This window comes from Parabacteroides faecalis (assembly GCF_022809355.1).
GTDB lineage: Bacteria > Bacteroidota > Bacteroidia > Bacteroidales > Tannerellaceae > Parabacteroides > Parabacteroides faecalis.
In genome coordinates this window covers 1-25,187 of the sequence record NZ_JAKZMM010000053.1, presented here as the reverse complement: position 1 = coordinate 25,187, position 25,187 = coordinate 1, and the positions used below count along the sequence as shown (strand labels likewise).

Here is a 25,187-nt window from a genome sequence, read left to right as displayed (position 1 = left end):
ATTTTCTCAATAACTCCGAGGATAAAGGTAAGGCTTTTTCTGCTAATACATACTCTTTCTCCCAACGTAGTATTATCCCTTTTGACAATTGGTACTTTCTGCAAATACTTCTTCTTTTTCTGAAAATATCTTTCACTTTTGGTGTATATGGTTGTTTACCAAATAGATCCCGTGATTCGAGCGGTTTGTAGCTTACTCATCCGTTTGGGAGAGCCATGCCATGAACAGCCCAGACAGAATACTTCTGAAAGATCAAATCCTTCAGTGGATGCTTCCGGATTTTTCGGGACAACCTGACCATCGGTTGTAACGTAAACCAGTAATCGTTCGCCAGCCTCGTTCTTTACATACATGGCGGCGATTTTACATTGAGGACAAAGTAATTTACGCATTGCGATCGTGAGTTCTTGGGGTTGAGTTATTTCTTAAATACAAGATAAACGGCTGCTACCAGAAACAGGAATGCCAGCGCGTGATTCCATTTGAAAGATTCTCCTTTGAAGGCAATGGTGCTGAAAACAACGAAAACAACCAGCGTGATGACCTCCTGAATAACTTTCAACTGAATCAAGCTGAACGGGCCACCATTGTCGCGGAAACCGATACGGTTGGCAGGAACCTGAAAACAATATTCAAAGAATGCCAGGAACCAGCTGAAAAGGATAACTCCCAGCAACGGAAGATGTTCGAACCAACTGAATTGCTGTTTCATTTTCAAATGCCCGTACCAGGCGCATGTCATGAAGATGTTGGAAATAACCAACATCGCAATAGTAAGAAATGCTTGCATATTATTGTTTATTTTTCTGAGGTAAATAATCGGTTTGTATATTCGTCATGCTGCCCCACAAGCTGTACCGGGCTTCGGGATTGATCTCTTCCATTCGTCGGAGCAATTCTTTCATGTCACTCCGGCTGGAAGCTGTTTCGTAGGGGCAGTTCTTGATTTGTTTGCGGTAAGAACGCCAGGCAGCCACGGCTGTCAGTTCTTTTTCGCTGACCAGACAAAGCGGACGGATGATTTCCATCTCGAATTTACTCATCTTTAGTTTCGGCGGCATGGTTCCGAATGCTCCCTGATGCGTCAGGTTCATCAGCAGGGTTTCCAAGATGTCGTCCTGGTGATGGCCTAAAGCAATCTTATTGCATCCGTGGGCTTTGGCTATTTCGAACAAGGCCTTGCGGCGCATCCAGGAACAGAGGAAACAAGGCGACTTCCGTTTGTCGGTAGAAGCATCGAAACTGGTTTCATGCAAGACGAAAGGGATATCGTATTGGGCTGCCATCTGGCGCAGATAATCCGTATCCGAATGATAGGGGATATTGGTCATGACAATATGTGCCACCACCAACGAGAATCGGGGCTGGAAGATACGGGAACGACGTCCCAAGAATTCTACCAATGCCAGTGAATCCTTTCCTCCCGACAGACCGATCAATATTTTGTCGCCTTCGGCTATCAACTGATATTCTCGGATTGCCTTCCTGATTTTCTCTTCCACTTTCAGAAAGAGCCGTTCTTCTTCTGTTCGTTTTGCCATATTTCCAAATAACGGCACAAAGATAGAACAAAACACAATTTTATGATTATCTTTGAAGCTGGAATATATTATAAAAGATAAGAAAGTGATGAAACCGTTCGTAACAAAACTGCTTTATACTTTGGGGGTAACTGTTCTTTGCGGCCAGTTGCAGGCTCAGAGTCTGGACCAAGCCAAGAAATTATACAATGAAGGACAGTATGCCGAGGCAAAGCCCGCTTTTGAGAAACTGATCAAACAATCGCCCAGTAATTCTTCGTATAATCTGTGGTACGGAGTATGCTGCTATGAAACGGGCGACTTGGCTGCGGCTGAGAAACACCTCTCGTTTGCCGTGAAACGCAAAGTTATCGAATCGTTCCGTTATTTGGGGGAAGTTTATTATAAGACGTATCGTTTTGAAGATGCAGTCGATATGTATGAACAGTATATCGAGTGGCTGGAAAAGAAGAAACGGGATACGGAAACTGCCGAATTACGCCTGGAAGTGTTGGAAGATGCCAAGCGTATGATGGAAAAGGTCGAGAACATACAGATCATTGACAGTGTAGTGGTGGATAAAGATGATTTCCTTTCTGCTTATACCTTGAGCGAAGAGAGTGGTTCGCTTACTTCGTACAATTCGTTCTTTGATAAGGCGGGAATCTCTTCTTCTGTCTATATGAATCAGAAAGGGGATAAGATCTATTATGCTCATCCGACAGACGAGAATCATTATTGCCTGTTTACCCAGTCTCGCCTGATGAACCAGTGGGCCGACGAGAAGCAGTTGCCGATGAATATCAACAGTACCGCCGATGACAATTATCCGTTTGTCCTTTCTGATGGTGTTACGATGTATTTTGCTTCACAAGGAAATGGCTCTTTGGGTGGCTATGATCTGTTTGTGACACGCTACAATATGAATTCGGATTCATACCTGGCTCCCGAACGGTTGGGTATGCCTTTCAACTCGCCTTATAATGATTACATGATTGTCTTTGATGAGGTGAAGAATCTGGGATGGTTCGTTTCCGATCGTTTCCAGCCGGAAGGACAAGTTTGTGTCTATCTGTTTATCCCGAATGAGAATCATGACCGGGTGGAGACAGAAGATGTGGAAGTGAAACGTGCCAGAGCGGCCGTACGCTCTATTCGGGATTCTTGGGTTGCCGGAGAAGACTATTCGGAACTGATACAGTTGGCACATCAGGAAATTCCGTATGGAAAGAAGGAAATCGAGAAGGATTTTGACTTTGTCATTCAAGATAACAAGATTTATTACACGTGGGATGAAATAAAATCTCCGGAAGCCAAGTCTATTTATCAGAAAGTTGTATCTTTAAAGCAGCAGATTACTGCAGATGAAAAGAAGCTGGCTTCTTTGCGCCAGGATTATACCAAGAATCCGGGAAAGAGAGAAAAACTGAAGGAAACCATTTTGGCATTGGAGGCTAAACTGGAAGCTTCGATCCCTCAGGTGGAAGAGCTGGAAAAACAGGCGCGTAATGCGGAAGTTCGTTTCTTGAAGAAATGATTCGGGAACTTAGTAGAATTAATCGATAAGGATATGATCACTCAACTTATTATTCTGGTATTCGTGATGCTGGCGGCAGTCTTGTTGGGATTGGCGGAAATATTTTTCCTGCCCGGATTGACGTTGGCCGGTATCGGTGGCGTTTTGTTCGCTACCGGAGGTTTGTATTGGGCTTATAGTATGGGTATGCTTGTCGGAAATATTACGCTGATTGTTTCGGCTGTCGTTTTCGTGATTGGTTTTGTGTGGCTGATGCGTTCCCGTTCACTGAATAAATTGGCTTTGCATACGGATGTGGATTCTCGTCTGGAATCCAGTCGTGATCTGGGAATTAAGGAAGGAGATGAAGGAATTGCTCTTTCCCGGCTGGCTCCGATCGGAAAAGCCCAGTTCGGTGACATTACGGTAGAAGCCAAGTCTGAGACCGAATTTATTGATGAAAAAACGCCGGTTGTCATTGTGCGCGTAGAAGGCTACAATGTCATTGTCCGGCGGAAAGAATAGATTATAAATGTTTAAATGTATATACGATGATGGACACAACATTTCCTTTGGTAGTTGCTGGTGCAGTCATCCTGCTGCTGGCCATTTTCTTTTATTATGTGCCGTTCCTGCTTTGGATTTCGGCGAAAGTTTCGGGGGTGAATATCTCTTTGCTTCAGTTGTTTCTGATGCGAATCCGTAAGGTACCTCCTTATATCATTACGCAAGCTATGATCGAGGCTCACAAAGCCGGACTGAAAACGCTTACCCGTGATGAACTGGAAGCACACTACTTGGCGGGCGGTCATGTAGAGAAAGTGGTACATGCCCTTGTCTCTGCCTCGAAAGCCAATATCGAATTGACATTTCAGATGGCTACAGCTATTGACTTGGCAGGACGTGATGTATTTGAAGCCGTACAGATGTCGGTCAATCCGAAGGTCATCAATACTCCTCCGGTAACAGCCGTGGCAAAGGATGGTATCCAGTTGATTGCCAAAGCCCGTGTGACGGTACGTGCGAACATCAAGCAATTGGTGGGTGGTGCCGGCGAAGAAACCGTCTTGGCACGTGTAGGTGAAGGTATCGTTTCGTCGATCGGTTCTTCAGAATCTCACAAATCCGTATTGGAAAATCCGGATTCCATTTCGAAGCTGGTATTGCGGAAAGGGTTGGATGCCGGAACAGCTTTTGAGATTCTGTCTATTGATATTGCTGATATTGATATAGGTAAGAACATCGGAGCGTATCTGTTGATGGATCAGGCACAGGCTGATAAGAATATTGCTCAGGCGAAAGCCGAGGAACGTCGTGCAATGGCCGTTGCTTTGGAACAGGAAATGAAGGCGAAAGCTCAGGAAGCCCGTGCCAAAGTGATCGAAGCAGAAGCGGAAGTACCGAAAGCGATGGCAGAAGCTTTCCGTTCGGGTAACCTTGGGGTGATGGATTATTATCGGATGAAGAATATCGAGGCTGATACATCCATGCGCGATGCGATTGCCAAACCGGCTTCAACCAGTTCATCTACTAAACCGCTGAAAGAATGATAGCTCCTTCTGAATTAATTATCAATGCGGATGGAAGTGTATTCCATCTGCATGTCAAACCGGAACAGTTGGCCGACCGGGTGATATTGGTTGGCGATCCTGCTCGGGTATCGTTGGTTGCCTCTTTCTTCGATACAAAGGAGTGTGAGGTATCCAGCCGTGAGTTTCATACGATTACGGGTACGTATCAGGGAAAACGGATTACCGTAGTATCACATGGAATAGGAACGGACAATATTGATATCGTCCTGACCGAACTGGATGCGTTGGCAAATGTAGATTTCCAGACACGGACTATAAAACCGGATTTCCGTCAGTTGTCTTTGGTACGTATCGGAACAAGCGGAGGTTTGCAGCCGTTTACGCCTATCGGTTCGTATGTAGCAGCAACCAAGTCGATCGGGTTCGATGGCGTCTTATATTTTTATGCCAATAATGAACAAGTACGTGATAGAGATTTTGAGCAGGCACTAAAGGAACAATTGGATTGGAAATTGGATCGGATCATGCCTTATGTAGTATCGGCCGATTCGTCGTTGGTTGAACAGATCTGTCAGGATGATGTGATTCATGGTGTGACCATTGCCGCCAATGGATTCTATGGTCCGCAGGGACGAAAAGTACGTTTGGCTTTGGCTGATCCGGACCTGAATCATAAAATAGAATCATTCCATTGGGATAAGTATCAGATTACGAACTTCGAGATGGAAAGTTCGTCGCTGGCTGGTCTGGCTGCTCTGATGGGACATCGTGCGATGACAGTTTGCTGTATTATTGCTGATCGCCTGGGTGGTAAGATGAATACGGAATATAAAGGTTCGATTCCTGATTTGATCCGTAAGGTCTTGGATCGGATTTGATGGAAGAGATTTTTTATAACGGTTGTGTTTTGCACACAGCATTTTTGGGGAGACACGGAGTTTGATAGATTGACAAAGATCTATGAAGCTTTGTGTCTCTGTATTTTTGTGTAATCGTATAGAACTTACCAGCGTTGGTAAATATACGGGAGAATACCCGGTCGCTTTCCAACGCTGGAAAGTACCATTAGACGGATTTCCCGGAAAGGAAATCTAAGAACACAAGTTGATAGGCTGGTATGCTATTTGCTTTTCTTCTGCTTGATCTTTTGCAGGTCACGGATAACAGTCATATCCATGATGTCGCTGTAAACCTCGGTTGTACGGATACTTTGATGACCGAGAAGTTTTTGCACGGTGGTTAGTTGTACGCCATTGTATAGAAGAATGGTAGCGCAAGTGTGTCGGGCAGTGTGGAATGAAATGTGTTTGTAAACTTTTACTTTCTGTGCCAGCTGTTTCAGTTGCTTGTTTGTGGCAGAATTACTGGTCGTGGAAAGTCCGAATAAAGAAGACTTGAAATTCCGTTTACAGTACTTCTTGAAAATCTCAATCGGTTTTCCGTCGAAAAGCATGTAAATAGGCAGCTTGATAGTCACTCCGGTTTTCAGGCTTTTGAAGATCAGCCACCATTTCCCATCAATGAGGTGGAAGTTATCTTTCTGAAGCCAGGTAATATCCGAGAATCGTAATCCGGTGAAGCAACAAAATGTCAGGTAATCCCTTTTAGGAAGAACACCGCATCCAAAACATAACCCGTTGAGATATAGCGATATTTCATTATTCTACACATTGACTGAATAACCAAAAAAAGAAATATATTGAGACGGTTCCGCTACCAAGTCATTACCTGTTTCCGAGCGGGTAAGCTGGTGAAAACCATGGATTTTCTCTCCATACCGCAGTGTAGTATTAGTGAACTCCATTTTCCCTTGCAAGGGAAAACCACCAATCGGGTTCTTTTTCACCGTTTTGCCAGTCTTTTCATATCGGGAATCCTTGTAACAATTTATAATATTGCAATTTAAACAAGGAAAGGAATGAAGACAGAATTCAAGGTGCTGCTCTATCTTAAACGGAACGGGCAGGGAAAGGACGGGCTCTGCCCGCTGATGGGAAGGATCATGATAAAAGCTACGGGCAATTCGACCACACAGTTCGGGTGCAAGATAAGAGTGGACCCGAAACTGTGGAACGCCACCTCGCAACGGTGTACGGGAAAAAGCCGGATGGCCATTGCCACCAACAGGGCAATAGACAAGATGATGCTCCTGCTGCAAAGGAGATACAGCGAACTGGCGGAAATCAGCGATGACATCACCGCCACACAGATACGTGACGCTTTCCAGGGTATGGCGGAGAAACAGGTGACTCTCTTGGGACTGTTCCGTGAGCACAATGAGGAATACGCCTTGCGTGTCGGGGTGAACCGTGCCGCTAACACCCTTTACCTGTACTGGCATACATTCCACTTCGTGGAGGAGTTCATCAAGGTGAGATATAAGGTATCGGATATCCCTTTCAAGGCACTAGACGAATCGTTCGTCGAGGCTTTCGAGTTGTATCTTCGCATCGACAGAAAGTTTCAGGCAGGAACCTCCATAGGGCACATCCAGAGGCTAAAGCATATCGCCCGAATCGCCGTGAGCCGAGCCATCGTGCCTTTCAGCCCGTTCAAGGACTTCTCCCCCATGAAGCCAAAGCAGAAACAGAGGTTTCTTACCAGAGAAGAACTGGACAGGTTGATGGGCACCACTTTTGATACACCCAACCGTAACTTCACCAGGGACATGTTCCTATTTTCCGTCTTCACCGGCATCTGTTACTGTGACATGCGCAACCTGACGGAAAAGAATGTGGTGAGGGACCACGAGGGGAACTTATGGATAGAAACCAGAAGGCAGAAAACGGGAACCCCGGAAAACGTACGCCTACTGGACATCGCCATAGAAATCATGAAGAAGTACAGGGGGGTGGCACCAGACGGGAAGCTATTTCCCATGCTGACAAAGGAAAGCATGAACATTCACCTAAAAAAGATGGCCGCACAATGCGGCATCGATCGTAACTTGTCCTTCCACATGGCCCGCCACAGTTTCGCTTCCCAGATCTGTCTCTCACAGGGCGTACCCATCGAGACTGTCAGCAAAGCTATGGGGCACAGGAATATCAGCACCACGCAGCGCTATGCTAAAGTGACCGACGAGAAGGTGGACCGGGACGTGACGGTACTGGAGCATGAGATCACCGGCAAATACACACTGTCCGGCATTGACCAGCCTCCATCCACTATTCTGAAGGACATGAGTTTAAGAGAGATACGGAGAAGAGAAAGAAAAGAAATATTAAACCCAATGGAAGGAGTGTAAGAATGAGAAGCACATTCAAACTATTGTTTTATATCAACAGACAGAAAATCAAAAAAAACGGAAAATGCCCCGTCATGGGACGTATCACCCTTGACGGGAAAGTAAGCCAGTATTCCACCGGAGAGGACGTGCAGCCGAAATTTTGGGATGCCAATAAGGGCCGTGCCGTCATACACGGACAGAATCCGGAAACCTCCATAGAGTTGAGAGGGCTGAATCGGAAACTGGAGGAACTGGAGGAGAAGGCACGAACCGCCTATAAGAAGAGCGTGGACTCAGCCGGGTACGTCTCGGCTGAGATCATAAAAAACGCAGTTACGGGGAAGGCTCAGCCCAAAGAACATCTTCTGGCCCTTTTTGACGAGCATAACGAGGAGTACGCCAAGCGTGTGGGGATCGACCGCACACACCATACCTATATCCGATATTTGACCACACGAAAACATCTGTACAACTTCCTGCAATACAAATATGGAGTGGAAGACGTGACACTTCGCTCGATAGACATGCAGTTCATCGAAAACTTCCATTTCTATCTTTCCACAATATTGAAGTTGAAAACCATATCACTGAACGACTACCTGATCCTGCTGTGCAAGATTGTCCGGCTCGCAGTCAAACGCAGGATACTGTCACGCTATCCGTTCACCGGTTACAAGCTTGAGATCCCCCCGACACTTCACCGACACCTGACAGGTGAGCAGCTTGCCAAAGTGATGGCAATCGATCTTCCCACCTACCGGCTGTGCCACACCAGGGATCTCTTTGTCTTCTCGACCTTCACCGGACTGGGAAGGGCCGAAATGGCCGAATTGTCCGAAAGACATATCGTCACGGCTCCAGACGGCTCCAAATGGATACACATCAACCGTCAGAAGACAAAGGTGGAATGCCGTATCAAACTGCTTGACATCCCATTAAAAATCATGGAAAAATATAAAGGCGAGGGAGAGAATGGGAGACTGTTCCGGGTTCCGGCCACTTGCAGCCTGTCCAGAAGCCTGAAAATCATCGGGGAAATGTGCGGGCTTGAGTGCCACTTGACCTATTACATGAGCCGACACACCTATGCGACTGAAATCTGCCTTTCCAACGGCATGCCAATTGAGACCATCAGTAAAATGATGGGGCATTCCAGCATACGTACTACACAGATTTATGCGGAAATAACCAACCAAAAGGTACGCAGGGATTTCGGAAAACTTTCGGAAGAAACCAAAGGCATGTATTCCCTGCCGGACGACAACATGCCGTCCAGGGTCTATCAATGCGGACGGTACAGCGGATGGAAAAAGGAATGCGACCAGGAAAAAAACGAAAAGGTACCGTAATGTATGGTCGCAACAAGATAAAACAAGGGACAGAAACCGTCTTCACAGATTTCTGTCCCATTCATTTTGACCTCATTCCAGACTTCCCTTACAATGGCGATCGGGCTTTCCTGTATCCATCCCGCAACATTTTCTCTATGTCACTTTCTCTGTACAGAACCTTACCACCGAGCTGGATGTAAGGCAGTCTGCCTTCGTTCCGATATTCCTGCAAGGTTCTGCGGCTGATTTTCAACCTGCCGGAGAGTTCACGGTCGGTAAGATAATGTTCCCCGTCCAATACGGGACGGGGGCTTCGGGACAGGCTGCCAAGCCTGTCTGTCATATGATCAAGTTTCCGGAAAAGAGCAAGGATTCTCTCATGCTTTCCGGTCAGCAGCCCGTTCATATCTGGCCTCCCTTTCTCTTTTGAATGGCGGGAAGTATCTTTTGTATATCCTCCGGCCTATAATAGACCTTGTGGCTGATCCGGCTGTATGCCAGCGTGCCGTTCTCACGGAGGGTCTGCAATGTACGGGGGGAGGCGTCCAGCAGAAGGCAGACCTCTTGGGTATCCAACCATTCCCCCATTCTCTTCTCACGGAGCTTCTCACAGAGTTCATCTGTAATCCGGGCTGCATTTTCCAGATACTCCAGCATACTTTCAAAGACTGTCGCTTCAATAGTGACGATTTCCATAAGCGTATTCAATTGGTTCGAAACAAATATAGCGGAACAACAATCTTTTCTCCAAACACCTGTCGTCAGATGTCATCAGATTTCATCAGATGGCAGGAACAAGATAAAACCCCAAAGATACAGTGCATGCGGAAAGGCAAAGAAGCCGAGATGCAGGCATAAAGATTATGCAGAGCAGAGAGAGCAGAAGTCCCTGTCTTCTCATGGAGCGGAATCTTTTCTCACAAGATATTGTCGGACCCATGTATTTCGCTATTCCACCTGCTTTTATGGAGATATAAAGGAGGCCTGCCTTTTTATCAATGACACGGTTATGCGTCGCGTCGGTCGCAGTGAGTCCCTATAATCCTTCCTGAAATCAAAATCATTGTCCGGGCGTTTGTTTCCATGGGTATTTTCCGCGACTTGTCGTAAGGAAAATACCCATGGAAAGCGAAGCCGCAACGCCCGAGACAATAAGATTTTGATTTACTTTTGATTATAGGAACTCACTGTGCCAATACTTTTCAAGACTGACTTGTGATTATAAACCGAAACGTATATATTGGTTGAATACAGCCTATAGCCCACCACGCCAACGTGGGATCGGGAGCTTCAACGAGGCATCCAAATTTCAGATGCGAGGGCATAGGAACCGAACGTTCTTAACAAATTCATGAACCAGCTAAAATTGGTCTTCGTCCACGCTTATATTAAAGTTGTAAATTATCTGATTATTAACCAACATACAATGTACGACTAATAAATAAGCAACAAACTTCATATACCGTTTACATTTTGTCCTCATCTTTACCGGATCGCTTTTTTCCTAGAGTTGTTCTATTGCAGGAATATGTGAGTAATAAAAGCAGGGAGGCTGGGATGACAGCCCGATCTTTTATTACCACAAAGCAAGATTCTTAAACCGCATCTATTTACTATTCTATCTTTTTGTTTAATTTTATATTCAATTTAAATTTATTTCATTTACTTTTGTCGCATAAATTATGGTGTGACTTGATTATGTCCATAGTTAAGTCGGTAAAAGGGAATCCAGTGTAAGTCTGGAACTGTATCCGTAGCTGTAAATCAATAAAACCGGGCGTTCTACGAACCACTGACCATAAATATAGGAAAGGTTGGGAAGGTGATTGCCGAGTAAAGGGAGATGAGTCAGAAAACCTGCCATAATTGAATTATGCGTCACCTCGGATAAGGTGATGGTAATATCTTGTTACGATGAATATAATATTTTTTAAGACCATAAGGAGAAAAAATCTTATGGTTATGATGCTAGGGATATGCCCTCTATGGGTGTATGCCCAAAGTAGATTGGATTCCATCCAACATTTGGATGAAATAACCGTTGTGGCTAAAAGTTTCAGGGAAGTCATACCTTCTCAAAAATTGTCAGGCAAAGAACTTCAAAAATTGAACAGTCACAGTGTCGCAGATGCCCTTCGTTATTTTTCCGGGGTACAATTGAAAGATTATGGAGGTGTAGGCGGTATAAAAACAGTGAATATCCGTAGCATGGGAACGAATCATATGGGGGTATTTTACGATGGAATAGAATTGAGCAACGCTCAGAACGGGCAGGTCGATTTGGGCATGTATTCGTTGGACAATATCGAGGAAATTTCTCTGTATAACGGACAGAAAAGCGAGATATTCCAGTCCGCCAAGGATTTTGGTGCGGCAGGGACGCTCTATCTTAGGTCACGCAGACCTAAATTTGAGGATGGAAAAAACACGAATTTAAGGGCAACCATGAAAGCCGGATCTTTTGATGTGATCAATCCTTCGGCTCTTTTTGAATATAAAATATCCGAGAATGTAGCCGCCTCGTTCAGTGCAGAATGGCTGAATGCCAGCGGAAAATACAAGTTCCGTTACCGTCGTGTCAATCCGGCCGGAGAGATCGCATACGATACGACCGCCGTGCGGGAAAACGGGGATATCAACGCAACCCGCTTGGAAGCGGGATTGTATGGAACAATCGAAAGAGGAACCTGGAACGCAAAAGTTTATAATTATAATTCTGAACGTGGTATCCCCGGCGCTATTGTCAATAACGTGTGGCGTCGCGGAGAACGGGTCTGGGATACCAATTCCTTTTTTCAGGGCTCTTTTGTAAAAGAGGTGAACGATCAATTCAAAACACAGGTTAACGCAAAATACGCTTTTTATCGTACACACTATGTAAATAATGACGATAAACTGATCGAGGTGGATAATCTTTATAAACAACGTGAGGTTTATGTTTCTACAGCCAATATGTACACGATTTTCCCATTCTGGGACGTTTCCATGTCATACGATTTTCAATGGAATGAGATGAAAGCGGATATGTACGGTTTTGTATTCCCCACCCGTTTTACCAACCTGCTGTCGATCGCAACGGCTCTCCGCCTGGGAAAAGTAAAGTTGCAGGGAAGCGGTTTGGCGACGTTTGTGAACGACCGGGTCAAAGAAGGGCCAGCCCCCAAAGCCCGGCAAATACTTACTCCTGCTGTTTTTCTTTCATATAAGCTATTTGATAAACATGATTTTAGTCTACGAGCATTCTATAAAAAAACATTCAGGATGCCCACTTTTAATGACCTGTATTATGCTGATATGGGAAACTCCAAGCTGGATCCCGAATATGTCACGCAATATAATCTAGGAACCGTATACCAAAAACAGTGGGGGAATAAATTATTTCGCCATTTTAAGATACAAGCGGACGGCTATTATAATTATGTGAAGGACAAGATAATCGCTTATCCGAAGGGACAACAATTCCGTTGGACGATGTTAAATTTGGGGAAAGTGAAAATACGAGGTGTTGATATAAGTACAGAAACGATGATTAATCCTTGGAAAGACTTGTTCATTACCATGAAAGTACAATACACCTATCAAAAGGCGCAAGATTATACCGATCCTTCCGATAATTATTATAAAGACCAGATCCCTTATATACCCTGGCATAGCGGATCTGCCATCGCCCAAGCTTCTTACAAAGGCTGGGACTTGAATTACAGCTTTATTTATGTGGGGGAACGCTATAACCAACAGGAAAATATCAAATACAACTATACACAACCTTGGTATACCAGTGATATTTCCTTGTCTAAAGAATTCAAAATGAAATTTGGTTCACTGAAAGCATCTTTGGAGGTCAACAACTTGTTGAGTCAAGATTATGATGTTATTTTGAATTATCCTATGCCCAAGCGAAATTATCGGGCGTCTTTAACGGTCGAATTATAATACCGATGAGTATGAAGCTGTTATTTTATATAAGCATCTTTATCCTTTCCTTTTCTTCTTGTCGGAAGATTGAAATTGTCGTCCCTTCGGAATACGAGTTGATTGGGGATGGCATACAACCGGATGCTGATCCTGTCGGAATGTATTTGGTGAATGAGGGGAATATGGGCAGCAATAAATGCACGCTCGATTATTTGGATTTTGTTAACGGATATTATATACGGAATCTTTATTCCGAGAGGAACCCGGATGTCGTAAAGGAATTGGGAGATGTAGGTAATGATATCCAAATTTATGGAAGTAAATTATATGTAGTAGTAAACTGTTCCCATAAAGTGGAGGTTCTGGATGCAAAAACCGGAGTTCGGATATCCCAAGTGGATATCCCAAATTGCCGGTACATCCGTTTTTATCGGGGAAAAGCTTATGTAACCTCTTATGTAGGCCCCGTTCAAATTGATCCGGATGCGCCACAGGGGGCTGTTTATCGGGTAGATACGGCTTCATTGAAGGTAGAGGCGAAAGTGACGGTCGGTTATCAACCGGATGAGTTGACTGTTTTGGGAGAATATTTGTATGTAGCCAATTCCGGAGGATATCGTGCCCCCGATTATGACAATACCGTTTCTGTAATTGAGTTGGAGCGTTTCAAGCAGGTGCAGAAAATACCGGTCGGTATCAATCTTCATCGTATCAGAGCAGACAAATATGGTAAGTTATGGGTAACATCCAGAGGAGATTACAACACTATCCATTCCAATTTGTATGTATTGGAAAAACGCCCGGGTTATACGGAGATGGTCGTAACCGACACGTTAAATATTCCTTGTTCCAATTTATGGATTGACGATGATTGTCTATATTATTACAGTACGGAATGGAATAATAATACTCAAAGTAACACGATTGGTTATGGAGTGATAGATATCCGCACAAAAAAAGTAATCAGGGATAGCTTTATATCCGACGGAACAGAGAAAGACATCAAGATACCTTATGGAATTGCCGTCCATCCTGTGACGAAAGATATTTATGTCACCGATGCGAAGAACTATGTTTCCAGTGGAACACTGTATTGCTATGATCAAGACGGATTTCAAAAATGGGGTGTCCGCACAGGGGATATACCGGCCCATATGGTCTTTGTAAACAAGGAGGAATGAACATGAGTAGATTGTGGAGAGAGAGCGTCTTTTTTTTGTTTTTGTCTGTATTCGGCTTTTCCGGTTGTGATAAAGACATACAGATGGTCAGTTTGGGAATTGACGATATTTATTATTTGCCTCGTATGAAGGCTTACGCATTACATCCTGCCTTTACCGGAGAGGAATACCGGTGGACCTTGAGGTCGGATGGACGGGATAGCCTTTTGTCGGAGAAGAGAGATTATATATTTCTTGCCAAGGATACCGGAACATACGATCTTACTTTTGAGATCATTGATCCTACAACTCCTTATAAACATGATTTCCGTTTCGTGGTTATGCACGAGGAGATTGAATATAGTCCCTATATCTCGAAAGTCTATGAATACCGTCCCGCGCCAGGCCAATTTGTCAATCTCATGCCTGAATATCTGGAAGGTGAAACGGAGGAGGATATACGAAAAAAAGTGGAGGAAAATATTTCCGGCACAAATGACGAGATGATCTCGCTGGGTAGTTACGGGGGATATGTCATATTCGGTTTTGATCATACGGTGATCAATGTACAAGGACAAAAAGACTTTCGCGTTTTAGGGAATGCGTTCTATTCTGATTTACCGGAGTTTGAGGATAAAAAAGGAGGAAGCTGTGAACCTGGGATTGTAGAGGTCTCTTTTGATACGAATCAGAATGGTTTACCGGACGATGAATGGTACGAGTTGGCGGGTAGTGAATATTATAAGCCGGAAACGGTCAAGGAATATTCCATCACTTACCGGAAACCTGATCCCGATAAGATTCCGGAACCGGACATGAGCCAGCAGATATCGGATTTAACTTATATTTCCTGGAGGGATAATCAAGGGGAGTCCGGTTATGTATCTCAGGTAATTTATCATACAAACCTTATTATCCGGCATGGTTATCAGAAGAGGATATAACCTTTACCGGAACCCTCTTGAAAGCGAACGCCATAGATGAAAGCGGAGCTGGGAGATATTATGTCCTGTATTCTTACCCTTGGGGGTACGTCGACAACCATCCGAATGAAGAAAAAGATTTGAACGATTTTGATATTAGCTGGGCTGTCGATAAAAAAGGGAATCCGGTTCATCTTGATGGGGTGGATTTTATTAAGGTATATTCCGGAATCAACCAGTTTTGTGGATGGATAGGAGAAACATCCACCGAAGTTTTACGGGCACAGGATCTTCACATAGAAACAAAGGAGGTTGTACCTCTTGATCCGGTGAGCCTGAAACAACAATACGATAACGCAATTCTCAAAATAAAAGGATTATGAACAAGAAAATTTTAACCACAGCTATTTCTTTGCTGTTTGTCTCGTCTGTCGGTGCTCAACGGGGTAATACCCGATGGACGGCAGAGGGTATCAGCCTGAACCGACCGGTTCCTGAGTTACGGAGCGCCTCGGATGGAGACGTGGATTATTCGGATGGTGTTTTCATTGTGAATGAGGACTGGTACGGCCATCAAAACAGCACCGTCAATTTCCTGACCAATCAAGGGGAATGGATTTATAGGGCTTTTCAAAAAGAAAATCCCGGGCGTGAATTGGGATGTACGACCCAGTTCGGTACAATTTATGGCAACCGCTTTTATTTTGTGTCAAAACAGGAACGGGATCCCGGAGCAAAAATAACCGGTAGTCGTTTTGCCGTATGCGATGCCTCGACCATGGAGGTTATCAAGGAATTCCCATACATAGCGACAACGACGAAAACAGACAAAAACGGTAAGGAAACCCTGATCTCCATCGCCGATGGGCGTTCTTATTTACCTGTAGATGAACATAAAGGCTATATAGGTACGAGTAATGGGATTTATGTATTCGACAATGATAATTTGACCATTGGGGGGCAAATCAAAGGTACGGGTAATCCAAATGACGAGGGATATGGACAACTGTATTATGCCCAAATAGGGACCATGGTACGTGCCAATGATTATATTTTTGCCATACACCAGCAATACGGGCTTTTGGTGATTGATCCGAAAACGGATACACTGGTTAGAACAATCAAGGCTCCACTTGAGAAAGATGAATCAGGAAAAGAAGAACAACGAGGTTTTGGCTCCATTGTTTTGTCAAAAGACGGGAATTTGTGGATTAGTGTAGCCAAGGACGTACAAGGATTGGGGGCCGCCATGAATTACATGCTCAAGTTAAGCCCTTATACGTTCGAAATGGAACGTGTTTATTTCCCGGAAGGTATTGAATATATACCAAATTCATGGTATGCCTGGACGGCTGACGGTTTTTGTGCCAGTACGAAAGAGAACAAGATTTACTGGAACGGTTATCCTCCTACACAGGGGAGCTGGTTTACGGGGTATCGTATTTATTGCTATGATATTGATAAAAAACAATTTTCCATGGTATATGACGTGACAAAAATGCCAGGTAATTGGCGATTATATGGTACCGGTTTTCGTATTCATCCAGTAACGGATGATCTTTATTGTTTTTTGTACCATGAGTTTCAAGACCCGACACATGAGTTGGCCAGGATCAGTTCTACCGGAGAATTGAGAAACGAATACTCGATGATACAGAATTACTGGTTCCCGGCGATCCCTGTATTTCCGGATAATGAAGCTCCGGTAATCTCCAGTGCAATGCCGGAAGATATCGTATTACCGGGTATCAGGGAAGAATACAAATTGTACTTAGGGGATAAGGTTTGTGATGAAGACAATATGTCCGTATCTATCGTGAAGTCCGTCATAACTTGTGACACCCCCCTATCGGCTTTCATCAGGAATGATTCGCTTGTTTTGAAAGCGACAGATCCTGTGAAAGAAGGTAACGTGACACTTCAATTCAACTCAAACGGGAAATTGGTCACTCATGACTTGGCCGTATCGACAAGTGGAGACGTGACCTCCAATGAAAATATGGAACCAACGGAAGACATACGGGTTTTCTTATCAGGGAATAATCTTTCGGTTGTCGGAGAAAATATACAGAAGATCAAGATTTATTCCCAAACAGGCGCGAAAGTTTTGGAACGGATGTTGGCCTCAGGCGATGCGGTCCCGGTCGGACATCTGACTTCGGGCGTATATATAATTTGTGTAGAGCAATCGAACGACAGGATAACAAGGAAGATTTTACTGCCATAATATGAATAAAAAAAGTCGGTCTCCTTTTCTCATCAAGGATTCCGGCTTTTTAAGTGTAAAAGGTTGCTCAAAATAGTAAAGATTTAATATTTTTGTACTTGTATTGGTTTATACATACCGTTCGGGGTGTATAATTAAAAGGGAATCAGGTGTAAATCCTGAACAGTCCCGCTGCTGTAAGCTCAAATACACATTTTAGGCATCACTCATTGCCACTGTTTTTTGAAACGGGAAGGTCGACCTAAAATTGGAGCAAGTCAGAAGACCTGCCAATACATTTTATGAAAGCAATAGAGGCTTTCTTCGGATTCATTCCACCGGGGTTTGGAATAGGATTCGTCTTGGGATATATAGCATTATTTCGTGGACAATTAATTGCACGGGATAGTACAGAGGTCGCATGCGACCTCTGTATTTAGATACATGTATCTAATTTTTTTAATTGACATACATATGGGTAGATTTTTATCTTTAATGCTTGCTATGTGCGCCTTGTTTTTTGAAGGATTTGCGCAAAGGCAGGTGCAAGGTATCGCACGTCCGGATTTGAATACGGGCAAGACGAACTTTCGGTCAGGAGAATTACGTTCAGACACGCAATTTTCATTTGAGGACATTCAGTTTTGGGTAGGCTCCGGTTCCAACCGGGCCGCGTTGGTTATCGAGTGGCATGACGGAACTCAACCTGATGCCATGGTCTGGGGGTATAAATGGGATGGAGAGGCTTCCGGCCATGATATGATCGTTGCGATCGCTAAAGCCGATCCGAGGCTTGTTTTACTTACCCAATATACGGGACCAATGGGATATACGATAGACGGTATCGGATATTCGGAAAGCACAATGAATATCCAATACAACTTGCAAGAAGCCAAAGATTATCCCCGTAACGCTTTCGATTTTGATTTACCGATAGAAAACACCTTGTTAGGACAGACTTCTGTTCCGGAACACCCGGCAGAAGATGTGGCCGAGGCCATTCGAGAAGGGTTACAAACCGGAGTTATCTATCATCCGTTAAATGCGGAAGTTTACGGTTATCCTTCTTATGATTATGATTCATGGACTTGCGATAATGCGACTCATTGGGAAGCCGGTTGGTATGAAGGCTATTGGAGTTATTTTGTCCGGGAAGGTCAAACCAGTACTTTTTCTTACTCTGGTCTGGGTGCGACCAGCCGGAAATTGGAGGATGGCTCTTGGGATGCCTGGAGCTGGAACGGGGATATGAGTACGATGGAAGGAACCGCTCCCGGTGATCATTTTATCGCGGCGACCCCGATTGACGATCCAGCCCCTGATCCGGATGTACCGGTAAGTTATGTTACCTTATCTCAATCTGAACTTTCCTTGTCTGTCGGTTCTTACAAGCGTTTGGAGTATACCGTATTTCCGACAAATGCGACCAATCAGACCGTTTCATGGAGCAGTTCCGATCCATGTGTAGCCACAGTCGAAAATGGAATGGTTCATGCCATTGCTGCGGGAATGGCACGGATTACCGTAAAAACACAAGACGGTGGTTACACGGCTGAATGCGTCATAACCGTCAACGGCAATTTGGAAGGCGAAGCCTCTTTTGATCCTCAAAAAGGAATCCTGTCCTTTCAAAAAGTGGCAAATGCGACCTCTTACGAAATCCGTCAATATCGGTTGGTTTCAAGCGAAAAGGTATTGGAGAAAACGTATGTATTGGACGAAAACGGAGATATGTTCAGCGAGTTCCCTAACCTGAGATCCTCTTCGCAGGATATTGATTTTCAATTAAGCGGTTTAGAAACCGGTGTGGAATATCTTATCGAAATACAAGTCATGAACGGTTTGGATATCGTTGGCTCGTTTGAGGTGGATAATGTCTCGATTCCTACAGGCATAGAGAATGTTACCTTCAACCGTCCGCTAGCTCTTTTCAAAGATGGAGGATGGGTATTCCGAAATTTGCAGGGATATGCCGTTACAGTAGCGGACTTGTCGGGCCATATCATCGCAAGATATCATGTGAACTCAACTGCGGAATATCATTACCTGGAGTTGTCTCAAGGTATCTACATCGTATTTGGAGATAATAAAGACAAAAAAGTATCATTCAAAATAATTATAAAATAAATGAAAAGAAAGAATCTGATTACGCTACTTGCGTTTTTTCCATTATTCAGCGTTTGGGGACAATCCTCGCTGAATCCGGTGGAAAAAGAGAAATTGAAATTGCCCGAACTGCCTCAAACGATGTTAAGGGCAACCGCTCAGGCGAATGAACAAGTTGATTACACGAAAGGAACCTTTATTGTCAATGAGGATTGGTTCGGCCATCAGAACAGTACCGTCAATTTCCTGTCAGATGACGGAAAGTGGACACTTCGGGCTTTCCAGAAAGAAAACCCCGGTCACGAGTTGGGATGTACCAGCCAATTCGGTACGATTTACGGAGATAAGTTCTATATCGTTTCCAAACAGGAGAAAGATCCGGGTGCGACCGTTATCGGAAGCCGTCTGGCGGTTATCGATGCGAAAACGATGAAGGTGCTGAAAGAATTTACGAGAATCGGAGATTCCGACGGGCGTTCTTTCCTTGGCGTGGATGAACATACCGGGTATATAGGAACCAGCAACGGTATTTTCCTGTATGATATTGACAAGATGGAAATCGGGGAGAGAATTACCGGGACTGAGAATACTTCCGGCAGTTTGTACAGTGCTCAAATCGGTACGATGATCCGAGTTGGAGACCGGGTTTTTGCTGTCCACCAGAAAGACGGATTGTTGGTTATCGATGCCAAGACCCATACGTTGGAAACCACCATCCTTAAACCTGAAGAGCATGAAGGGCACGGATTGGGTTCGATCGTCCTCTCCAAAGACGGTACGATCTGGGCAAGTCCAACCGTGGAACTGACCGGCACGGGGGCTTCTTTACCGTTAATATGGAAAGTGGACCCGACGACATTGACGGTGCAACAGGTTGATATACCGACTGCCAGTGGAATTGAGGAAATTCCCAACTCTTGGTACGCATGGACGGCTGATGGTTTTTGTGCCAGCACGAAGGAAAACAAGATTTATTGGAAAGGTCAGGGAACAGGTAGCTGGTTTACAGGTTACAAGATATTCTGCTACGATATCGATAAGAACGAATTTTATAAAGTATTTGACTTCGGAAAGGTGGAAGGTGACTGGCGATTGTATGGAACCGGTTTCCGTATCGATCCTGTATCAGACGATATGTATTGCTTCTGGTATCATGAATTCCTGAATCCGGAACATGAATTGGCAGTGGTGGCGACCGATGGACGGGGTGAAAAGAACGGGACGATCAAAGGTCGTTATCCGTATGACATTACCAATTACTGGTTTCCCGCTTTGCCGGTATTCCCGGATAACGAGGCTCCCGCGATTCAGAGCGGAGCGCCGAAAGAGGTGGTTTTGGATGCGGAACAGACTCAGGTCAACATCCCTTTGGAAGAGGTCGTAAAAGACGCTGATAATATGACTGCGGCAATTACTTTGACCACTACTATGAGTGAGGCACATCAGAAGTTGATAACGGTTGCCATACAAAATTGCCATTTGGTAATCCAGCCGGTAGAGGCTTCCGTTACTACTGCGACAACAATTCCGGTTCATTTGAAATTCAACTCGAACGGTAAGACGGTGGAAACGGATCTGACCGTGAAACTGGAAGAAGGTACCGGAGCACCGTTTGTCATCAGCGAATCGGAAGTAGCTGTCGAGAAAGACAAAACAGTTACCTTGACGGTGAAAGGCATGGAAGGTGAGACGGCTACTTGGAAGTCGGAAGACGATGCAATTGCGACAGTTTCAACAGAAGGCATCGTTACCGGTGTGAAGGCCGGAATCACGTCAATTATCGCAACCAGCGAAGATCGTGGTGTGAAAGCGACGTGTAAAGTTACGGTGAAGAGGGAAAGCTTGATTTTGGATATGGCGAGTGTTGAGCTTTTCGAAGGACAAAGCCAAACTGTAATAGTAAAAGGGGGATGGTTAAATAATAAGGAAACATTAAAATGGGAATCTTCCGATACATCCATCTTGAAAATAACTCGACAAAATCCGATGCAAGTACAATTTGAAGCCTTAAAAACCGGCTCAGCGAAGATCATCGCCAAAATATCTTCCAAGGAGGAAGAGTCTATCGTCTTGACAACAACGGAATGTTCCGTGCTTGTGAAAGAGTTGATTCCGGTAGAGAAGATTGAATTAACTACATCCGAAGGAGAACAACCCGGAGAAGAAACATTAAAATTCAATATCAACGGGAAGAAGATTTTGAAAGCTAAAGTTTTCCCAGAGAATGCAAGTATTAAAGATGTGGAATGGATAAGTTCAAATCCAGATGCATTTACGATTGAAAATGGGATTGTAACCGCTATCGGTGATGGAGTGGCTGAAATAACTGTCCGCTCTATACAAGGGCAAAATGAAGTAACATCGAATCCGATCAAAGTAACTTGCGAATATCAGTTGGAACGCATTGTTTTCAGTCAACCTGTATATGGGTATTCGAAAAGCATGATGAATGATATGGGGAAAATAACGCCTGAAGTTAAATGTTACCCTGCGACTCCTAAAATAAAAACAATGAACATAGAGTGGGATTTTCAGGTTCCCAGCGACTGGACTAATTCCAGTTTGACCAATCCCGACGAGGATGCGTCCTCTGATGATTCTTCGGACAAAAATGGAATACGTTATAAAATAACACAGTATCCTGAAAACTACGAGACCAATGAGCCTTATACTTTTTATGAAGGAGAAGTCCCGTTGAAATGTACCGTCACGTATGCGGGAAAGGAATATACCGCAGAGTGTATCATTAATTTCCAAGAAAAGGATTTGGAAAGCTCCTTTGAGTTGGAAAATGAAGATAAAAAGACACTGTTGAAATCGGGTGAGACCTTGCAGTTGAAATGGAAATTGGACGGAGAAGGAATGTCCTCAAAATTAAAATCGGACGAAGTAAGTGTAAAATTCATCTCCTCTGATGAGAATATAGCTTCTGTAAATAAAGATGGTTTGATTACAGCAAAAGGGAATGGTATAGCTACGATTACCGCTTATGTATCAGATGGTAGTTATTCAGAGGAACGTCAGATTTTAGTTGGAGATACTTGGGCCACAGACGTCGTATGTAAAGAAGATACGGTACGGGTTACTTTGGGTGAGGCTGTACAATTAGCTGCCACGGTGAATCCGAAAAATGCGACATACCCTACGGTGGAATGGAGTAAACCTACGACCGATTGGACTACGAATATTGGTACAACGGTGGGTGCTGCTGACATAACAGACGATGGTATTTTTAGTACGATGTACAGGTCTGACATGGCAACAACCGTGAATAATATAGGTAAATATGACGTGAAGGTTTCCTCTTTTGACGGCCAAGCATCCGGCCAATGTGTAGTTTATGTATTGGGATTAGAACCTTTGCAAGACTTGACATTGACCAGTAAAGGGGTGGATGATGAAATCTCGATAGACGTTAAAGACGACATAGAAGAAGGTATTTTATATACCCAGTTCTTCGATGTCGGGTTTGTACCTTCAAACGCCACTTTAGCAAAAGCCTTGACAACACGTTTTACTATCACCTCACAAGATAAGGAAATTCTTGAAATAGGCACTAAAAAGTTAGGAGATACGCATGAGGAAGGTTTTACCTTGAAACCAAAAAAGCAGGGTACTACTCAAATTATTGTTAGTGCCAAAGAAAATGATGTAAAAGCGGTGAAAACAATCCGTGTAACAGATAGCAGTTATGGCATCTTAGGTGTAACCCTCGACGCCTCGGTGATGACAGTAAAAGCCGGCGAGCCCCTGACCATCGGGTATCAGGTGGAAACCAAGCAGGATGGCGTGGTGTATGATAAGACCGTCTATTGGGAAAGCTCGGATCCTTCGGTGGCTACGGTCGATCGGGAAACCGGTTTGATAACTCCCATCAAGGTCGGCGGAACTACTACGATACGTGTCATCACCAAGTTCGGGAATTTTACGGCTACCTGCCATCTGAATGTAGCGGAAGGTGATGTGAAGGTTTCCGGCGTGAAGCTGGATAAAAACGCCCTGACGCTGGCTCCGGGCGAGAACGCTCAATTGTATGCGACCATCGCCCCGGCTGATGCCGCAAACAAGAAAGTAACTTGGATAAGCGAGAACAACGCCGTAGCTACCGTTGCCGAAGGGTTGGTAACCGGCGTGTCGGCAGGAAGTACCATCGTGCGTGTCACGACAGAAGACGGAGGCTACACAGCCGAATGTGTCGTGACCGTCGGGAAAAAAGAAGTTCCGGCAACCGGTATCTCGTTGGACAAGACTTCCGTGGAATTGGAAAAAGGAAAAGCGATCGTGCTCCGGGCCACCGTAACCCCAGCCAACGCAACCAACAAGCGGGTGATTTGGCTCTCATCAGACGAGGATGTTATCGCAGTTGATACAACCGGTATCGTGGAAGGTCTCGAAGAAGGCGAAGCGGATGTGATTGCCGTTACCTCTGATGGCAAGCATGAGGCACGTTGTTCCGTGACGGTTTACGATCCGGCTACGAAACCGGAAGTAATTGCCAAAGACAGCTCGGCCGTGATTGTTTTCGCCCGGGTGGAGAAAGCTGAGAAATACCGTTTGCAACTCTATCGCTACGTGGGTAACACGCCGATATTGGATAAGGAATATGTAGCGGATCGTTTCGGTAATATAATCAACGGCCTGAAATCGTCTGAACCCGCACCGCTAGCATCTACAGGCAAAGTGGCGGTCAACATTGCCGGTTTACGACCGGATACGAAATACAGCGTGAAAATCGTCGCTTTGGATAAATCCGGCAACAAAATCTCCACCGTAACCGCCGATCCGTTTACGACCGCGCAGAATCCGACCGCCAATGAGGAGATAACTTCCGTACAGCCGGACGCTTTTGTCGCAAACAATGAATTGATTTTGGAAAATCTGGCAGGTTGTACCTGTTATGTAGTCGATTTCAGCGGACGCATAACAAAGATTTATACCGTAAAATCGGAACATGACAGGACTCAACTCCAACAAGAGGCCGGAACTTATATTATCACGGCTGTAAAAGATCAAGAAATGTATTTCTCTAAAAAGGTAGTGATCCGATAAATGTTTTATTTCTAAAAAACAAAAAAATGAAAAAGTTTATACTTTTATTTGCCACCGCATTTATAATATTTGCGGCACAGGCACAGACACAGAGAACAGTGCAAGGGATTGTCCGTAATGATTTAAAAATTGCCAAAAGCGCTGCAAAAGCAGCTGAGACGGACAAGACGTTCTCGATGAAAAACATTAAGTTTTGGGTGTACGACGGAATCGAGGAAGCCGATTCATTGAATTGTAACCAAGCAGCCCTGGTCATTTCCTGGCACGACGGAAGTAAGACTAATCCAGATCATTTGGTCTGGGGATACCGTTGGCCAAAAGGAGAAGAAAGATGCGGTCTTGATATGGTAGAAGCCGTTGCGAAAACTGATAAGCGTTTGCTCTTGCTTGTTCAATATACCGGCTCTATGGGCTATACGATTAATGGTATAGGCTATGAAAAGAGGAGTTCGAGCCAAGTACAAATTGCATTTGATTTGGAAGGAGCTAAAAAAGCTGGTAATACTTATCCGGAAAACGCACAAAAAATAGCTGATAATGCCATTGTGGAATCTCAGAAGACAGGGTTACTTATACATCCCTTTGGTTCAGATTGACTATGCCTAAATTTACTTTACACTTTTTTGATACGTTACTAAAAAACTCTACAGATAAAATAAGTCTTACTAAAAGGCTTTACATATTACCTTTGCAAAGATAA

The 25,187-nt window shown here is 44.3% G+C and carries 21 protein-coding genes and 2 riboswitches; of the genes, 14 read left to right on the top strand and 7 right to left on the bottom strand.

The features are described 5' to 3' along the window. Nucleotides 1–155: 155 nt before the first annotated feature. From MUN53_RS15805 to MUN53_RS15795, 3 genes are read right to left on the bottom strand one after another with little or no spacing between them, the layout of a single operon-like run. A complete protein-coding gene (locus MUN53_RS15805; protein WP_243326415.1) occupies nt 156–392 on the bottom strand; it encodes a hypothetical protein in 237 nt (78 codons plus the stop codon). Nucleotides 393–418: 26 nt separating this feature from the next. Beyond that, the gene (locus MUN53_RS15800) at nt 419–790 is read right to left on the bottom strand and encodes a DMT family protein (protein ID WP_022455190.1); all 372 of its coding nucleotides are present in this window, start codon (nt 788–790) and stop codon (nt 419–421) included. A gap of 1 nt (nt 791) precedes the next feature. After that, a complete protein-coding gene (locus MUN53_RS15795) occupies nt 792–1,541 on the bottom strand; it encodes an adenine nucleotide alpha hydrolase family protein (protein ID WP_243326414.1) in 750 nt (249 codons plus the stop codon). An 88-nt stretch (nt 1,542–1,629) separates the two neighbouring features. Here MUN53_RS15795 and MUN53_RS15790 point away from each other — a divergent pair, with 88 nt between their 5' ends. Genes MUN53_RS15790 through MUN53_RS15775 form a run of 4 tightly spaced genes read left to right on the top strand, consistent with a single transcriptional unit; the run spans nt 1,630 to nt 5,446 of the window. Continuing rightward, on the top strand, nt 1,630–3,057 hold the full coding sequence (locus tag MUN53_RS15790; RefSeq protein WP_243326413.1) for a tetratricopeptide repeat protein: 1,428 nt from the start codon (nt 1,630–1,632) through the stop codon (nt 3,055–3,057). A gap of 33 nt (nt 3,058–3,090) precedes the next feature. Continuing rightward, complete coding sequence (locus tag MUN53_RS15785; RefSeq protein WP_243326412.1) at nt 3,091–3,561, top strand: NfeD family protein; 471 nt, start codon at nt 3,091–3,093, stop codon at nt 3,559–3,561. 29 nt (nt 3,562–3,590) lie between these two features. After that, a complete protein-coding gene (floA, locus tag MUN53_RS15780) occupies nt 3,591–4,586 on the top strand; it encodes a flotillin-like protein FloA (RefSeq protein WP_243326417.1) in 996 nt (331 codons plus the stop codon). Then, nucleotides 4,583–5,446, top strand: a complete 864-nt coding sequence (locus tag MUN53_RS15775; RefSeq protein ID WP_243326411.1) for a nucleoside phosphorylase — start codon at nt 4,583–4,585, stop codon at nt 5,444–5,446. The genes floA and MUN53_RS15775 overlap by 4 nt, the downstream gene beginning before the upstream one ends. Before the next feature lie 242 nt (nt 5,447–5,688). Here MUN53_RS15775 and MUN53_RS15770 read toward each other — a convergent pair whose 3' ends face one another. Both MUN53_RS15770 and MUN53_RS15765 read right to left on the bottom strand, forming a co-directional pair. Beyond that, a complete protein-coding gene (locus MUN53_RS15770) occupies nt 5,689–6,222 on the bottom strand; it encodes a site-specific integrase (RefSeq protein WP_317236357.1) in 534 nt (177 codons plus the stop codon). Between the two features lie 9 nt (nt 6,223–6,231). After that, nucleotides 6,232–6,414 carry a hypothetical protein gene (locus tag MUN53_RS15765; RefSeq protein ID WP_243326410.1) on the bottom strand — a complete coding sequence of 61 codons (183 nt, stop codon included), beginning with the start codon at nt 6,412–6,414 and terminating at the stop codon, nt 6,232–6,234. A 72-nt stretch (nt 6,415–6,486) separates the two neighbouring features. Here MUN53_RS15765 and MUN53_RS15760 point away from each other — a divergent pair, with 72 nt between their 5' ends. Together MUN53_RS15760 and MUN53_RS15755 are read left to right on the top strand one after the other, a co-directional pair. Beyond that, complete coding sequence (locus MUN53_RS15760) at nt 6,487–7,815, top strand: site-specific integrase (protein WP_151896501.1); 1,329 nt, start codon at nt 6,487–6,489, stop codon at nt 7,813–7,815. 2 nt (nt 7,816–7,817) lie between these two features. Continuing rightward, nucleotides 7,818–9,146, top strand: a complete 1,329-nt coding sequence (locus MUN53_RS15755; RefSeq protein ID WP_151896502.1) for a site-specific integrase — start codon at nt 7,818–7,820, stop codon at nt 9,144–9,146. Between the two features lie 88 nt (nt 9,147–9,234). Here the strand turns inward: MUN53_RS15755 and MUN53_RS15750 are convergent, their stop codons facing one another. Together MUN53_RS15750 and MUN53_RS15745 are read right to left on the bottom strand one after the other, a co-directional pair. Continuing rightward, complete coding sequence (locus MUN53_RS15750) at nt 9,235–9,534, bottom strand: helix-turn-helix domain-containing protein (protein ID WP_151896503.1); 300 nt, start codon at nt 9,532–9,534, stop codon at nt 9,235–9,237. Continuing rightward, complete coding sequence (locus tag MUN53_RS15745) at nt 9,531–9,824, bottom strand: helix-turn-helix domain-containing protein (RefSeq protein ID WP_151896504.1); 294 nt, start codon at nt 9,822–9,824, stop codon at nt 9,531–9,533. The genes MUN53_RS15750 and MUN53_RS15745 overlap by 4 nt, the downstream gene beginning before the upstream one ends. A 970-nt stretch (nt 9,825–10,794) precedes the next feature. After that, nucleotides 10,795–11,007, top strand: a riboswitch (cobalamin riboswitch). Between the two features lie 83 nt (nt 11,008–11,090). Between MUN53_RS15745 and MUN53_RS15740 the strand changes: the two genes are divergently transcribed. The 8 genes from MUN53_RS15740 to MUN53_RS15705 all read left to right on the top strand — a co-directional run bounded on the left by MUN53_RS15740 (nt 11,091) and on the right by MUN53_RS15705 (nt 25,083). Further along, complete coding sequence (locus MUN53_RS15740; RefSeq protein ID WP_226769902.1) at nt 11,091–13,061, top strand: TonB-dependent receptor; 1,971 nt, start codon at nt 11,091–11,093, stop codon at nt 13,059–13,061. A gap of 11 nt (nt 13,062–13,072) precedes the next feature. Further along, nucleotides 13,073–14,224: a YncE family protein gene (locus MUN53_RS15735; RefSeq protein WP_151896507.1), complete on the top strand. Its 1,152-nt coding sequence runs from the start codon at nt 13,073–13,075 to the stop codon at nt 14,222–14,224. A 2-nt stretch (nt 14,225–14,226) separates the two neighbouring features. Then, entirely contained in the window at nt 14,227–15,147 is a 921-nt protein-coding gene (locus tag MUN53_RS15730) for a cell surface protein (protein ID WP_243326409.1), read from the top strand. A 119-nt stretch (nt 15,148–15,266) separates the two neighbouring features. Beyond that, on the top strand, nt 15,267–15,509 hold the full coding sequence (locus MUN53_RS15725; protein WP_243326408.1) for a hypothetical protein: 243 nt from the start codon (nt 15,267–15,269) through the stop codon (nt 15,507–15,509). After that, the gene (locus MUN53_RS15720) at nt 15,506–17,353 is read left to right on the top strand and encodes a DUF5074 domain-containing protein (protein WP_151896508.1); all 1,848 of its coding nucleotides are present in this window, start codon (nt 15,506–15,508) and stop codon (nt 17,351–17,353) included. Before MUN53_RS15725 ends, MUN53_RS15720 begins: the two co-directional genes overlap by 4 nt. A gap of 87 nt (nt 17,354–17,440) precedes the next feature. Next, nucleotides 17,441–17,641: riboswitch (cobalamin riboswitch) on the top strand. 165 nt (nt 17,642–17,806) lie between these two features. After that, nucleotides 17,807–19,459 carry an Ig-like domain-containing protein gene (locus MUN53_RS15715; RefSeq protein WP_226769904.1) on the top strand — a complete coding sequence of 551 codons (1,653 nt, stop codon included), beginning with the start codon at nt 17,807–17,809 and terminating at the stop codon, nt 19,457–19,459. Beyond that, nucleotides 19,460–24,487: a DUF5074 domain-containing protein gene (locus MUN53_RS15710; RefSeq protein WP_234061998.1), complete on the top strand. Its 5,028-nt coding sequence runs from the start codon at nt 19,460–19,462 to the stop codon at nt 24,485–24,487. 26 nt (nt 24,488–24,513) lie between these two features. Then, nucleotides 24,514–25,083 (top strand): hypothetical protein, encoded by a 570-nt coding sequence (locus tag MUN53_RS15705; protein WP_243326407.1) that lies wholly within the window; start codon nt 24,514–24,516, stop codon nt 25,081–25,083. Nucleotides 25,084–25,187: the final 104 nt, after the last annotated feature.

What these genes read in the sequence shown, in the direction of transcription:
- MUN53_RS15805 (WP_243326415.1), bottom strand. Translation starts at nt 392, where the DNA reads ATGCGTAAATTACTTTGTCCTCAATGTAAAATCGCCGCCATGTATGTA.
- MUN53_RS15800 (WP_022455190.1), bottom strand. Translation starts at nt 790, where the DNA reads ATGCAAGCATTTCTTACTATTGCGATGTTGGTTATTTCCAACATCTTC.
- MUN53_RS15795 (WP_243326414.1), bottom strand. Translation starts at nt 1,541, where the DNA reads ATGGCAAAACGAACAGAAGAAGAACGGCTCTTTCTGAAAGTGGAAGAG.
- MUN53_RS15790 (WP_243326413.1), top strand. Translation starts at nt 1,630, where the DNA reads ATGAAACCGTTCGTAACAAAACTGCTTTATACTTTGGGGGTAACTGTT.
- MUN53_RS15785 (WP_243326412.1), top strand. Translation starts at nt 3,091, where the DNA reads ATGATCACTCAACTTATTATTCTGGTATTCGTGATGCTGGCGGCAGTC.
- floA (WP_243326417.1), top strand. Translation starts at nt 3,591, where the DNA reads ATGGACACAACATTTCCTTTGGTAGTTGCTGGTGCAGTCATCCTGCTG.
- MUN53_RS15775 (WP_243326411.1), top strand. Translation starts at nt 4,583, where the DNA reads ATGATAGCTCCTTCTGAATTAATTATCAATGCGGATGGAAGTGTATTC.
- MUN53_RS15760 (WP_151896501.1), top strand. Translation starts at nt 6,487, where the DNA reads ATGAAGACAGAATTCAAGGTGCTGCTCTATCTTAAACGGAACGGGCAG.
- MUN53_RS15755 (WP_151896502.1), top strand. Translation starts at nt 7,818, where the DNA reads ATGAGAAGCACATTCAAACTATTGTTTTATATCAACAGACAGAAAATC.
- MUN53_RS15750 (WP_151896503.1), bottom strand. Translation starts at nt 9,534, where the DNA reads ATGAACGGGCTGCTGACCGGAAAGCATGAGAGAATCCTTGCTCTTTTC.
- MUN53_RS15745 (WP_151896504.1), bottom strand. Translation starts at nt 9,824, where the DNA reads ATGGAAATCGTCACTATTGAAGCGACAGTCTTTGAAAGTATGCTGGAG.
- MUN53_RS15740 (WP_226769902.1), top strand. Translation starts at nt 11,091, where the DNA reads ATGATGCTAGGGATATGCCCTCTATGGGTGTATGCCCAAAGTAGATTG.
- MUN53_RS15735 (WP_151896507.1), top strand. Translation starts at nt 13,073, where the DNA reads ATGAAGCTGTTATTTTATATAAGCATCTTTATCCTTTCCTTTTCTTCT.
- MUN53_RS15730 (WP_243326409.1), top strand. Translation starts at nt 14,227, where the DNA reads ATGAGTAGATTGTGGAGAGAGAGCGTCTTTTTTTTGTTTTTGTCTGTA.
- MUN53_RS15720 (WP_151896508.1), top strand. Translation starts at nt 15,506, where the DNA reads ATGAACAAGAAAATTTTAACCACAGCTATTTCTTTGCTGTTTGTCTCG.
- MUN53_RS15715 (WP_226769904.1), top strand. Translation starts at nt 17,807, where the DNA reads ATGGGTAGATTTTTATCTTTAATGCTTGCTATGTGCGCCTTGTTTTTT.
- MUN53_RS15710 (WP_234061998.1), top strand. Translation starts at nt 19,460, where the DNA reads ATGAAAAGAAAGAATCTGATTACGCTACTTGCGTTTTTTCCATTATTC.
- MUN53_RS15705 (WP_243326407.1), top strand. Translation starts at nt 24,514, where the DNA reads ATGAAAAAGTTTATACTTTTATTTGCCACCGCATTTATAATATTTGCG.